This window comes from Paenibacillus sp. 276b (assembly GCF_900107875.1).
Taxonomy (GTDB): domain Bacteria; phylum Bacillota; class Bacilli; order Paenibacillales; family Paenibacillaceae; genus Paenibacillus; species Paenibacillus marchantiae.
In genome coordinates this window covers 2,115,505-2,128,557 of sequence record NZ_FNRR01000001.1, presented here as the reverse complement: position 1 = coordinate 2,128,557, position 13,053 = coordinate 2,115,505, and the positions used below count along the sequence as shown (strand labels likewise).

Here is a 13,053-nt window from a genome sequence, read left to right as displayed (position 1 = left end):
AAATGAGCCGCAGTATATTCGTACTGCGGCTTTTTTGTACGATCATAAGGAGGAGGCGAATTTAAAATGAACAACTACATTAATTTTACCTCTACTTACAATCCTAATTTGCAGGCTTTAAGCAGTACCGACGGGTATAATGCCGTTAAAATGAATGAAATGTTTGGCCAGATCATGGGGAATATCGCCACTGTGCAATCCACGCTGACGGGCAGCCTTATTGATGTGAGGAGTTTTGCTCCGGGAGATGGAAGCGATCAGACAGCCCAGATCAAAGCTTTTTTTGACTCGGCACAGGATGGTGATGTTTTATTATTTACGTCAGGGCACTATAAAGTTGTTAAGGTGGGCTGGTTCTATACGTTTAGTGGAAGATCTGTCATCATCAAGGCGTTGCCAGGAGCAATATTGGAGGTTTCGGATCAGGGAATCCGAATTGAAGGAAGCAATCATGTAGAGATTAGTGGCGTGACTTTGGTTCGTACGACTCAAGCAGCTTGGAGTAAAAACAAGACAGGTTTATACATCGAGAATTCAAGCAATGTATTGTTGCAAAATAACGATATTAGTAAATTTACCGATGGCATTGGAGTCAATGGTTCCAGCAGTCAAGACAATCCCGCCCGAAATGTCGTGATAAGAAACAATAAACTTCATCACTTGGGAGAAGAACCGATTGCAGTTCGGAGTCATTTGGTTTTTGTGGTGATTCGTGAGAATGACTGTTACCGATATCTTGGGGATGGCATTCTGGTCAAGGGAACATGGCATGTTTCGATCACCGATAACTTTCTGCACACTCCTGTATTATCCAGTGATCCAGATTATGCTGCTTTTTCAGGCGGACAACAAGTGAGTAATATGCCTTCAGTCGGCGGCGGGATTACCTGTAACAATGAGGGAGGCGAGACTGGAGCCAAAAATCTGCATATACATGGAAACAGCCTGAATGGAACAGCATTTGGCGTGGGGCTTATCGGTTTCCAAGGAGCCTTTGTAACCTCCAATGTCTTTAAGGATATCAAAATCACTTCTGTCATTTCGGTATCTTTCTTTCCCTCCCGATACAATCCCAACGGTCTGAGCAACCATTTGTTTGTAATCCAGGGCAACCTGATCGACACCATTTTAAGACCAAGTGCTACTGCTGCGATTGAAGCGAAAACCAGTGCAGGTGCAGAAGGCATGGACATCGGAATTATATCTGACAACATCATCATTCCAAGAGGAAAACACTGGGGAATTGTCGCGGATGGTCATATTATCGTAAAAGGTAATTACATTGCCCAAGCGGGCATAGCCATGGATATTGCCAATGGAGTGATTGCATCAAGCAACATCATTGAGCCTGGCTTTGAGACGACCAATCCTGACCGAATGGTCAGTTTGCATAATGATTGTACCTTTTCTCATAATTCAGTTGCAGGAAAAGGTACATGTATACAATTACGTGGCTCGAACAATATCATAACTGGAAATCGTTTAAAATATGAGGGGACATGGTGGGCAGTGCATCTGGATATTGTTAATAATACGGTGGAGGGAAACATCATAAGAGATAACATGCTGATGGTTGCGGCAAGTGCGACGGGACGTTATCTCTTTGGCGCAAGTCCCTTTACAAATGGGAAAAACGTAGTGGTTGATCTGGTTAAAGATAATAATGGAACGTTATATCAATTAGTAAATGAAATTGTCATGCTTGGTCCGAATTCTACACGATGGAGAATAACTATAGATGCAAAAGGGGATTTAAAAACGACGAAGTTATAGCTTTAGTTCAGTTTTTCGTTAGAAAACTCCTGAAGTATCCAATGATTATTAAAGAGTTATTCAATATTTCAGGAGTTTTCTGGAAATTAGTTAACTCGGTTCCAATTGTCTATACAAAATACGGTATCCGTAAGGATCAAGTTTAATATTCATCATTCCATTGGTGGGAACAACAGCATCTTCAGTTAGTGCATCCTTCCAGTCCTTGGTTTCCATCGGATGTGACAGGGTACGTTCTTGCGGAGTATTGTTCATCCACACTGTGAAGTGAAGAGTGTCATCCATACGTTCATAAATGATGCATGGATCATTGTGATCCGCCTTCAAAAAACGGAAGCGACCTTTACGCAGAGCTTCATTACTTTTCCGCAAATCAATCATCAGGCGGTAGAAGTCATAAAGCTCCTGATCTTGCTTGGCAGGATCCCATTGCATGCATTTACGGCAATCCGGGTCACTCTCTCCGCGTATACCAACCTCATCCCCATAGAATATACAGGGTGTACCAATATAAGTGAAAAGAAACACAACCGACAATTTTAATCTGCGTTTGTCTTCTCCAGCCCGAGTAAGCAGACGTGGGGTATCATGACTGCACAGCATGTTGAAGATGACTTCATTCGTCTGTTGCGGGTAACGCATAATGAGTGATCCCATCTCGTTAGCGAAGTTATAACCATCCATAGAACCACAGAAGAACTCAAGCACCTTGTCAGCAAAAGGGTAGTTCATCACGGAATCAAATTGATCTCCCATGAGCCAGGTCAGGGAATCACTCCATACTTCGCCTACAATATAGGCTTCCGGATTGGCGGTTTTGACCACTTTGCGGAAATCGCGCCAAAAATGGTTATCCACTTCATTCGCAACATCCAGTCGCCAACCGTCGAGTTTGATCTCCTTGATCCAATATTCAGCCACATCAAGCAAATAGTCTTTTACTTCGGGATTGGCCGTGTTGAACTTCGGCATATTGCCATAAAACCCAAAGGTATCGTAGGTTGGGATACCATCCTTAATCTGCACCGGATATTCATTGATATGAAACCAGTCTGCATATTTGGAGTTTTTTCCATTCTTCAGGACATCCTGAAAAGGAGGGAAGTCTTCGCTGCAATGGTTAAAAACCGCGTCAAGCATGACACGGATTCCACGGCGATGACATTGTTCTGCTACTTTTTTAAGCATTTCATTGTCCCCGAAATGAGGATCTACTTTTTTATAATCAACGGTATCGTATTTATGGTAGGAGTTTGCTTGGAACAGCGGGGTAAAGTAAATGGCATTAACACCGAGTTTAGTCAGATCGTCCAGGTGATTGAGCACACCTTGCAGGTCTCCGCCAAAGTAGTTATCCAGTTCAGGTCGGCCACCCCATTCCTGGGTTCCTTCAGGGTTCAGGTCGGGATTCCCATTAGCAAACCTTTCGGTCATGATTTGGTAGAACACGGCTTCTTTGGCCCATTCGGGAACCTTAAATACATCGATTTCATGAATGTAGGAAAATTCATAATATCCTCCTGTAGGGTAAGGGGGAGCATAATGGATTCCGTTATCAGCCAGATATATATTTTCGGTACCGGCGGTGATACGGAAGATGTAAGTCAGACGCTTGAATTTGGGCTTAACTGCCGTTTCCCAATAATCAAACATACTGTCAGAAGCCGCTTTCTCCAATTGAATTTCCTTATAGGTTCCATTCCAATCGTATTTATCACCAGTCAGTGCAGTCACATATTGTACATCGTCTCTCTTCGTTCGTACACGCAGGTGAATCGTCGAGGGATTATAAGCATAAGCCCATTTATCGCGGGGAACGTGGTACATCGCTTCGAGCAGCATGACAACACCTCCTGAACTTAAGATAAAGTTATAGCTATAAATAACCAAGTTAGACAGCATGTGAACCATAAGTACAGCCGCTAAATGTAAAAATTTCAACATTTTTCAACGTTTTCTTTTCACAGCATTTCCAGCTTGTGTCCGTATATACGTATTTATGATAACAAAAAGGGCGCTCCTTAAGACCCCAAATGCAGGTCCTGCAGAACACCCTACTGTTAAGACGCAGCATTTTGCGAAAAACTTAGCGACTTGCTTGCTTAAACTCTGTTTGAATGGTTTGCAGCAATTCAGGCTGTGTAAGAACATCATAAGCAGTTACAGCAAGTGCCTTGGCTCCAAGGATCATACCATCCAGGGCCCGTTCCTGAAGCGCCAGATCACGGAATTCAATGGAATGAAGCGTATGAACTTCGTCCACAACACGGATATAAGGATGGATCGCAGGACAACGCAAGGATACGTTACCAATATCCATAGAACCATGGTCGTTCCCACTCACGATCTCCTCTTGAGAAATGCCGAGTTCAAGCAGATTAGTACTAAAAGCAGCAGATAATGATTCATTCGTGACCATCTCATCATAGGAAGTCTCATAATTAGATGTAACAAGCCGGCATCCGGTTTGCAGAGCAGAACCTTCCGCGATCTGAATTACGCGTTGAGTGAGAATATTCAACTCTTTTCTCGTCGAGGCACGTACATAGAATTGGGCTGAAGCATAGTCAGGAATAATATTGGCTGCCTGTCCTCCGCTATTGATAACACCGTGAATACGAACCGTGCTTTTCACTTGTTGTCGGAACGCATTAATGCCATTAAATGTCTGGATCACCGCATCTAGGGCATTAATGCCTTCATGTGGACTTGCAGCAGCATGTGAAGATTTCCCATGGAATTCAAATTGTACGGCATCAATAGCCAAGGAGCTTCCAGATTTCTCATAGGCGTAGTAAGGGTGAGCCATTAGCGCGACATCACAGTCATCAAATAAACCTGCTTCAGCCATAGGAACTTTAGCGCCACGCGTTTCTTCCGCTGGTGTACCGAATACTTTTAATGTTCCGCCCACTTCATCCAGTATGGACTTCAGACCTACCGCAGCTCCGAGGCTCATCATGCAGATTAGATGGTGTCCACAAGCATGACCGATTTCCGGAAGTGCGTCGTATTCACATAACAGGGCAATAGTCGGACCTGGTTTGGATGCAGCATACGTACCGATGAATGCGGTATCTAAGCCAAGAACAGGAGCTTCTACGGAAAAACCGTGGTAGGCAAGTTCTTCTTTTAACCGAGCAGAGGCGAGGTACTCTTCGTTACCAAGTTCCGGATTGGCACCAATGTATGATGAAATCTCTTTAAAACGGGAAGCATATTGATCAATTACAGTTAAAATTTGTGTTTTGGTATGTGTCATGGTGGACTCCTTAAGCAAAAATGAAAATAATTCAATAATTATATCATAGTTGCGGTTATTTTTCAGAAACTAGTCAGGATTTGTAATGTCGAAATTCATTGCATAATCATGCATTCTACTTTATAATGACTCAGGCATCAACAACAGAAAGCATACAAAGTATTATAAGGGGAGAACAGGGTTGAAATTGATTAGTCGTTACACCATGATGCTGCTAGCTCTTGTGGTCTTGCTTACTACGGTTGCACCTGTTGCGTTGGCAACGGGAACTACAAGCAATTCAGGCAGTAAAAAGCTGGTGCTCGGTACAAGTGCCGATTTTGCACCATATGAATTCCATAAAGTGATTGATGGTAAAGACCAAATTGTCGGATTTGATATTTCGATTGCTAAAGAAATTGCTGCCGATCTTGGCGCAGAACTTGTAATAGAGGATATGGGTTTTGACGGACTTCTTCCTGCGTTGCAGAGTGGTCGTGTGGATATGGTCATCTCGGGAATGACGCCAACAGATGATCGTAGACAAAGCATTGACTTCTCCGATACCTATTATAAATCAAAGCAAGTCATTATGATTCGCAATGCGGATAAAGATAAATATCCAACCATGGCGGAGTTGGAAAATGAAAAGATTGGAGTTCAAAAAGGCTCCATTCAGGAAACGATTGGCCAGGGAATCCCAGGCGCAAAACTGACAGCACTTGATAAAATATCTGATATCGTGCTGCAATTGCAGACCAATCGTGTAAATGCTGCGATCGTTGAAGATACGGTGGCTGCCGGTTATCTGGATGATGTGATTGGATTAGCACCGGCTATTCCGGATGAGGAGCAGGCCGAAGCGGCAATCGGGATTCGTAAGGGCAATACGGAATTGCTGAATGCAGTGAACGGAACGCTCGAACGTCTGAAAAGCGAAAATAAAATCGATCAGTTGGTTACCGAGGCAAGCCAGTTGATGGCAGACAAGGTGAAAAAAGATCAAAACATTTTTCAAGTGTTCTGGGAATACAAAAGCTTTTATGCAACAGGCGTAGGTTACACCCTTTTACTGTCTGCACTCGGTGTAATATTCGGGGTAATTATCGGTTTGATCATCTGTCTGTTACGTCTGCATGACGTTTCAATTCTGCGTTGGATCGGAACAGCTTACGTTGAAGTTATTCGTGGTACACCAATGCTGGTTCAGTTGATGATTATCTATTACGGTCTTGCTCTAACGTTGGGGATTAATTTCACGCCGCTTCAGGCGGGGATTATCACACTATCCATTAATAGTGGTGCCTATCTTGCCGAGATTTTCCGCGCTGGTATACAGGGTGTGGATCGAGGCCAGTTGGAAGCAGCTCGTTCCCTGGGAATGGGTAGAGGTGCGGCAATGCGCTTCATTGTGCTTCCACAAGCGTTCAAAGCGGTGTTGCCGGCGATCGGTAATGAATTCGTGACCATTATCAAGGAATCCTCCATCATCTCGGTTATTGGTATGGTGGACATTATGTACCAGGCAAGTGTAGTCAAAAACATTACGTACCAAGGAATGAATCCATTCCTGATTGCAGCGGCCATTTACTTTGTGCTGACGTTCATTTTGTCCAAGCTGCTGGGTCGACTGGAAAGGAAGTTGAGTGCAAGTGATAGACGTTAGACAATTACACAAATCATATGGAAATAACGATGTGCTCAAGGGCATTAACGTAACAATTGGCAAAGGCGAGGTTGTCGTGGTCATCGGTCCGTCCGGATCGGGAAAAAGTACCTTTTTGCGCTGCCTAAACCTGCTGGAGCAGCCAACTTCCGGCGAAATTAATTTTGAAGGAGTTTCGATCACTGACCCTAAACACAACATTAATGCAACTCGTGAAAAAATGGGGATGGTATTCCAGCATTTCAATCTGTTCCCGCACAAAACGGTGCAGCAGAACATTACGATTGCTCCCATTAAAGTGAAAAAACAATCTGCACAGGAAGCGGAACAAATCTGCGCAGATTTGCTGAAGACGGTTGGCCTGTCTGACAAAAAAGACACTTATCCTAATCAGCTGTCCGGAGGACAGAAACAACGGATCGCTATTGCAAGAGCGCTTGCGATGCAGCCGCATGTCATGCTGTTTGACGAGCCTACTTCAGCACTGGACCCTGAAATGGTCGGTGAAGTACTGGATGTCATGAAGCGGCTTGCAGAGGGCGGCATGACCATGGTTATTGTAACGCATGAGATGGGCTTCGCACGCGAAGTAGGGGACCGCATCCTGTTCATGGATGGTGGGGTTATTGTAGAAGAAGGAACACCTGCTGAAGTGTTTGGTGAGCCTAAGCATGCACGTACACGTGACTTCCTTGCTAAAGTGCTCTAATACATCCAAGTCATCATTAGGATGAATTGGATGAAAATGCAAAATATATACTGTGGATGAGAATTCTTATTCCCTCATAGATCCCTGTCGGCGACCTGTCGGCAGGGATTGTTTTGTTGCGTGTGAATACGCACGGATTTACATAAAAAGTAACGTTTCTGTCATCAACGATATAAGCTCAAATAGACATTTTTTTGAAAAAGTCGCTTGAATTCAGCAAAAATATTGAAGTGAATTAGCCAGATGGTAACATTTACTACGACTCTTGGTTACAAAGTTGTGATATATTTGTTCCTGCCGAAACTTCCGGAGTTGGGAGTGTGGGGGATGTAACGATGCAGAGTGTGCTTGGGGAAGAATCATTTGCACACGGCTTGGGGTGAATTAGGGCTACATAAATTATTAATGTAATTGAACCTATAGGGTGGTTTCCTCCATCCGAATCCGACAACTAACTTCGCAGGCATAATGAGGGAGGAAGACCATGATTAACAAGAAACGTATAGCCAAAACAGCAACAGCTTTGCTGACAGCAGCAATGCTCATTCAGGCCGTTCCGGCTCATGCTGATTCAGTTCATGTGGCCAAAGAGGGGGATACCTTCTACACCTTATCCAAACAATATGGAGTTGGACTTAACGCTCTTATTAAAGCTAACAATGACATTTCAGCTTACAACATTTATGGTGGTTTGAAAATTACGATCCCTGGTAAAACAACGAACACAGCTTCTGCTGCAGCAGCTAAAACGGAGGCCAAAACGGTAACTGCCGCAAGCCTTGACGTTAATGCAGATAGTAAAGTTGTACAAGCCTGGGGTAAAACGTTTGATTACAGCAAAGCTGTCGACGTCAAAGCAACAGCATACTCCGCAGACGCTTCCGAAAATGGAGGATGGGGTGCCGTGGATTACTTCGGTAATCCGCTTGAATTGGGTACCATTGCAGTAGACCCAAGTATCATTCCATTGGGTACAAAGGTACTGGTGACAGGTCATACACATCCAGGACTGCCAAAACAGGCATTTGTAGCAACGGCTCGTGATGTGGGTAGTGCCATTAAAGGTCACAAGATCGATATCTTTATTCCTGGCAGCAAGCAATCCGTGAGCACATTTGGTATTCAGGATGTTGAACTTTACATTTTGAAATAAAATCAAAGCGTAGCTGCACATCATCATATGTGACTCCAACTATATCTAAATTAAACAATAAAGGGTGTTCTTCCATCACAATAATGTGATGGAAGAACACCCTTTTGAATATCCAACTTCAGGGATCTTGACCTATTTACCCTTTGGCAGTTCCAGCATTTCGTCCAAAGTCACCAGCTCGTACCCGCGGTTTCGCAATTCCTCGATAACTTCAGGCAACGCCTCGATGGTACCACTCAGCTTCGATCCGACACCGCCTCCTGCATGTTGCAGAACAATGGAACCTGGTTTAACGGCCGACAGGATGTTTTGTTTGACTTCCTCTTTGGAGAGGCCCTTCCAGTCCAGGGAATCGACATTCCAGTTCACAATGCTGTAATGTTGTTTGGCTGCCCATTGCAGCTGTTGCTCATTAATGTCGCCATAAGGTGGACGAATCATTTTGGGCGTGTACCCCGCCAGATTCCGAATAATATCCCCGGTATGTAAGATTTGTTTGCGAAATGCATTCATGGACAGCTTACTGAACTCCGGGTGATTGTAGCTGTGATTGCCAACAATATGCCCTTCCTTTACCATGCGTTTCACTAGATCCGGATGTTTCTCAGCGCGATGTCCCACAATGAAAAACGTAGCCCGCACCTTGTATTTTTTTAGAATATCCAACACCTGCGGGGTGAACCGTGGATCAGGTACGTCATCAAAAGTCAGTGCGACCTTTTTTGTCGAGGGGCCATTGGTTTTGAACGTATCCGCATATTTCTGTCTGAGCTGTCCCAGAGTCAACTGTTCTTCTTGGGAAGAATCAGACTTCGAAGCAGGTTCGGTTTGCGGGCTTGAAGAAGCCCATAACTGAGCAGGAGCGTAACTTCCTCCCAGAAGAATGACCATGATGGATAACATTATGAGGCGTATACGCATGTTAGTGCCTCCTTTTCCCAAATTGCGTTCTCTTTGGTATGCCCGGGGCCATCCGTATTTATGCATAATGTGAGATGTTTCATTGCTGATTTATTAAATTGGAGCCATAATTCCACCATATATAAATAGAAAAGGACAGGTGGAGCAGGATGAGTACATACGACTTAAATTCCGTTCGTTTACAGGTGATTGAGGCAGGGGAAGACAAGGTGTTTATGGTAACTGGAGGCAGATCACATATTGGAGCAGTAGCGACATTTTATCCGGACCGTGAGAAGGTAAGCGGGGCTACGATGCATATTCCGGGGCATAAAGAGCAAGAGCTGTGTGAAAGGCTCGCACGTAAGGCTGCCCTACATTTAAAAGTAACCGTGACCGTGATTATGGGGATTCACTTTGATGCAATTACGCGCATGCAGATTGATGAGATTGTGCAGACTGCAGAGAAGCTGCTTGATGAAGAGCTGTGCCAAACTAGTCAACTGATTCAATAGTTCGATGTACGCTAAGTAGGCTAAAATCGTTTTTTATGATTTTTTTTGTTAAAATTGAAACGAGTAGAACATTGCCACGTATGTATGTTTATATACAAGGATGAACTATCGACTAGGAGGAATACCATAATGTCCATTTTCAAACGATTGCGCGATTTAACGATGTCTAACATTAACTCTATTATTGACAAGGCAGAAGATCCGATCAAGATGACGGATCAATATATCCGAGATATGCAAGAAGATCTGGAGGACGCGGAGAAAGCTGTTGCTGCACAGATTGCCATTGAGAAGAAATTCAAGCAGCTGTTCGAAGAACAGGAAGCTCTCGTGAAGAAACGTGAGGAGCAAGCACATACAGCAGCGCGTGCACAGAATATGGATTTGGCTCGTCGGGCACTGGAAGAGAAAAAAGTGGCTGAAGAGAAGATGGCTGAATACAAAACAAGCTATGATCAAAACAAGGCTTCTGCCGATAACCTTCGTGGCAAGCTGGACGAAATGCGCAAACAGTTGACCCAAATGAAAAATAAACGTGAAACATTGGTTGCGCGCTACAACGCTGCAAAAGCTCAAACCGAAATCAACAAGGCGCTGAACGGATTTGGCTCCGATACTGCAAGTGCCGGCATGAAGCGTATGGAAGAAAAAATGATGCAGATGGAAGCTCAGGCTGAAGCCAGCAATGAGATGTCGTCCAAAGGAAAATCGCTGGATGATGAGTTTGAGAAGCTGGGCAAGGATCAGGCTGTTGAGGATGAACTGGCAGCATTGATGAAGCAATACGAAAATAAGAACTAAACCTTGTAAGCAAGCAGGGGCACCAGCGGAGGAGAGACCAGCGTTTCTCCTTCGCTTTTAATTGCGGTTCATGTTGAGATGTGGGGGCTATGTAAATGGATTTGAACATTTTGGCAATGCTGGTCTGGACGTTATCGGGTTCGGTTTTGCTGTTTGTCTTAATGTATGTGGATTCTTTGTTCACGAAGTATAAGGATTTTGCCGAAGTGAAGGCAGGCAATATGGCCGTTACAACACGTATGGTTATGAAGCTGTTTGCTCAGGGATATGTACTCGCCACCTCCATTTCGACAGCGGGTCATCTTGGAGAAGCGTTGCTGGTATCCGTTGTTTCATTTATCATTTTGCTAATTCTGGAGAGTGTGGTTCACTTTATGATTCGGAGATGGGCCAACCTGGATCTGGATACGGGAATACAGCAGGGCAAGACAGGTTATGGTTTGTTCTCAGGTGCACTACATATCGTGGGCGCATTAATTATTGCAGCTTGTTTATAAGATAAAGAACAGGAGTAATGGGTATGAGTGTGTGGAAACGGATTAAAGGAATAATAGCCAAACCTGAACCGCCTAAGGCAGAGAAAACAATGCTTCAGCTGGCACCTGGTGATATCTGTGAGGTTTCGCTGGTCACCTATGAAGTTGTTGGACGGGTACATCATCGAGCGCGGAATGCGGCTGTCCTCACGTTGCAGGATGGTACGGCAATCCGACATTTGCATATTGAAGAACGGGAAATGACCCGGTATGCCCTCTATACACCCATTGATGGCCGTCTTGATGCACCAGACGAGGTGCCTACGTTGCTGGATCTGGATGGACGTGCGTATCATCTGGAGGAAGAATACGGAGGAATGGTAACCACTGCAGGCAGGACACCCTATGGTCAGGCTGGGGAACAATTAGTATGGCAATATCAGTCTGATGATAACATGCTTTTGCGTGTGGAGTGGCAAGACAGAAGATTTACGTTGTATGAGGGTGAGTCCATTCTTCCTGCGGATATCAAAGTGATTCGTTCGAGCTAGGAGAGGTTCCAATGAAAAAGCGCTTGGCACATGGATTAAAATTAATGCTGGTCCTCAGCCTTGTGATGTCGCTGCTGTCCGCGTGCGGAGCACCTTCCGTTCAGGACACATATCCGCTTGAATCGGTCAGCGGCAGTGGTAACACGACATCCTATGTGTACCGAGCTGCCGATCGTACCGTTCCAGAGGTTGCTCAGGAAATATCTGAACAACGGAAGCCGGATCAGATCTCGGCGGAAAATACAGAGCGGATGTTCCTGGTGTATCAGGACCAGTATTATCATTTGCAGCAAGACCCGAATAAAGCGGAAGACACCTTGGTTGAGGTGGATTCCAAGGAATATGTTCGGAAGAATTATGATTCGTCATTTTTGCAAGGTTACTTAACCGCAACATTAATTGGTAATTTGTTTGATTCGTTTGGGGGTAGAGGGTCCGGTACGTATCGTGGTTATACGAACAAGGACACGTACAAACCAAGTGAAGGTTCTTATCGGACACCGACGAGTAAAGACAAAAAGGTTGCTCCACCGATTACCGTTGACCGGAAGGGGTCGATTACCCGCCGTGGCAGCGATAAGGATTCAAGTGTAGGCTCTGGTGGAGGATTATTCAGCCGAAATAAGGAACAAAGCAAAGGCACAATTGATCGTAATAAAAGCAGTGGTGGCCTTGGAGGATTGTTTGATTCACCGAAGAGCTCCTATAAAAAGCCCAAAACAAGGGTTGGCGGCGGCCGAATCATGAGGCGTAGGTAGCATTAATCATGACTCGGGCCCGCAATATTAAATCATTCGCAGAAGAACAGTGAAAAGGTAAGGTGGAGCGAGCTATGCCACTGAAAGTGACCTTGGACGCTGTTCTTTTTGTTTTACGATTTGCGGACATGATGGGACTTTCGAACACGAGGAATGGTTGTGGCAGGTTGTTTGCGAATCCAGCGGATATAAGGCGCGATGCGCTCATCTTTCCTTAGTGCCTGTATTTCAGTTAAACCTAAGGTAATAATATCTCGATTGGTATACAGAGAATGAATTTGTTTGTGGCAAGGGATACACAGATCGGCAGTAGGCATGTGCGTTCCGCCCATTTCTTTCGGTGTCAGGTGATGGACTGTTGTCTCGACAGGCTCCCTTCCACATAAAGCGCATCGTTGATTCATATAGTTCAGCTCCTTTTCTCTTACATATTATGGTCTGTCCATTCGTCTTTCATGTGAATGGGTTGTTGGAGAGTACTTGTCATGACCTAGCTTTCGGGCTACACTT

At 44.6% G+C, this 13,053-nt stretch carries 13 protein-coding genes and 1 riboswitch; of the genes, 9 read left to right on the top strand and 4 right to left on the bottom strand.

Annotated elements, in window-relative coordinates; all coding sequences use genetic code 11:
- Window positions 1–66 precede the first annotated feature (66 nt).
- The gene (locus tag BLV50_RS08980; RefSeq protein ID WP_090807075.1) at window positions 67–1,773 is read left to right on the top strand and encodes a right-handed parallel beta-helix repeat-containing protein; all 1,707 of its coding nucleotides are present in this window, start codon (window positions 67–69) and stop codon (window positions 1,771–1,773) included.
- Between the two features lie 90 nt (window positions 1,774–1,863).
- Here BLV50_RS08980 and BLV50_RS08975 read toward each other — a convergent pair whose 3' ends face one another.
- A complete protein-coding gene (locus BLV50_RS08975; RefSeq protein ID WP_063562815.1) occupies window positions 1,864–3,615 on the bottom strand; it encodes an alpha-glycosidase in 1,752 nt (583 codons plus the stop codon).
- 244 nt (window positions 3,616–3,859) lie between these two features.
- On the bottom strand, window positions 3,860–5,035 hold the full coding sequence (locus BLV50_RS08970; protein WP_090807073.1) for a M20 family metallopeptidase: 1,176 nt from the start codon (window positions 5,033–5,035) through the stop codon (window positions 3,860–3,862).
- A 181-nt stretch (window positions 5,036–5,216) separates the two neighbouring features.
- Between BLV50_RS08970 and BLV50_RS08965 the strand changes: the two genes are divergently transcribed.
- The 3 genes from BLV50_RS08965 to BLV50_RS08955 all read left to right on the top strand — a co-directional run bounded on the left by BLV50_RS08965 (window position 5,217) and on the right by BLV50_RS08955 (window position 8,542).
- Entirely contained in the window at window positions 5,217–6,680 is a 1,464-nt protein-coding gene (locus BLV50_RS08965) for an ABC transporter substrate-binding protein/permease (protein WP_083584624.1), read from the top strand.
- The gene (locus tag BLV50_RS08960; RefSeq protein WP_063562813.1) at window positions 6,667–7,389 is read left to right on the top strand and encodes an amino acid ABC transporter ATP-binding protein; all 723 of its coding nucleotides are present in this window, start codon (window positions 6,667–6,669) and stop codon (window positions 7,387–7,389) included. The genes BLV50_RS08965 and BLV50_RS08960 overlap by 14 nt, the downstream gene beginning before the upstream one ends.
- A 285-nt stretch (window positions 7,390–7,674) precedes the next feature.
- A riboswitch (cyclic di-AMP (ydaO/yuaA leader) is annotated at window positions 7,675–7,871 on the top strand.
- A gap of 2 nt (window positions 7,872–7,873) precedes the next feature.
- Window positions 7,874–8,542 carry a 3D domain-containing protein gene (locus BLV50_RS08955; RefSeq protein WP_063562812.1) on the top strand — a complete coding sequence of 223 codons (669 nt, stop codon included), beginning with the start codon at window positions 7,874–7,876 and terminating at the stop codon, window positions 8,540–8,542.
- 132 nt (window positions 8,543–8,674) lie between these two features.
- Here BLV50_RS08955 and BLV50_RS08950 read toward each other — a convergent pair whose 3' ends face one another.
- On the bottom strand, window positions 8,675–9,463 hold the full coding sequence (locus tag BLV50_RS08950) for a polysaccharide deacetylase family protein (protein ID WP_063562811.1): 789 nt from the start codon (window positions 9,461–9,463) through the stop codon (window positions 8,675–8,677).
- 149 nt (window positions 9,464–9,612) lie between these two features.
- Here BLV50_RS08950 and BLV50_RS08945 point away from each other — a divergent pair, with 149 nt between their 5' ends.
- The 5 genes from BLV50_RS08945 to BLV50_RS08925 all read left to right on the top strand — a co-directional run bounded on the left by BLV50_RS08945 (window position 9,613) and on the right by BLV50_RS08925 (window position 12,543).
- Window positions 9,613–9,957 carry a prenylated flavin chaperone LpdD gene (locus BLV50_RS08945; protein WP_090807071.1) on the top strand — a complete coding sequence of 115 codons (345 nt, stop codon included), beginning with the start codon at window positions 9,613–9,615 and terminating at the stop codon, window positions 9,955–9,957.
- 129 nt (window positions 9,958–10,086) lie between these two features.
- On the top strand, window positions 10,087–10,758 hold the full coding sequence (locus BLV50_RS08940) for a PspA/IM30 family protein (RefSeq protein ID WP_024634017.1): 672 nt from the start codon (window positions 10,087–10,089) through the stop codon (window positions 10,756–10,758).
- A gap of 95 nt (window positions 10,759–10,853) precedes the next feature.
- Complete coding sequence (locus BLV50_RS08935; protein WP_063562809.1) at window positions 10,854–11,255, top strand: DUF350 domain-containing protein; 402 nt, start codon at window positions 10,854–10,856, stop codon at window positions 11,253–11,255.
- A 23-nt stretch (window positions 11,256–11,278) separates the two neighbouring features.
- Window positions 11,279–11,785, top strand: coding sequence for a DUF4178 domain-containing protein (locus BLV50_RS08930; RefSeq protein WP_063562808.1), 507 nt, complete (start codon window positions 11,279–11,281; stop codon window positions 11,783–11,785).
- A gap of 11 nt (window positions 11,786–11,796) precedes the next feature.
- Window positions 11,797–12,543, top strand: coding sequence for a DUF4247 domain-containing protein (locus BLV50_RS08925; RefSeq protein WP_063562807.1), 747 nt, complete (start codon window positions 11,797–11,799; stop codon window positions 12,541–12,543).
- Window positions 12,544–12,656: 113 nt separating this feature from the next.
- On the opposite strand, the gene BLV50_RS08920 is transcribed toward BLV50_RS08925, so the two are convergent.
- Complete coding sequence (locus BLV50_RS08920; protein WP_072733272.1) at window positions 12,657–12,947, bottom strand: restriction endonuclease; 291 nt, start codon at window positions 12,945–12,947, stop codon at window positions 12,657–12,659.
- Window positions 12,948–13,053: the final 106 nt, after the last annotated feature.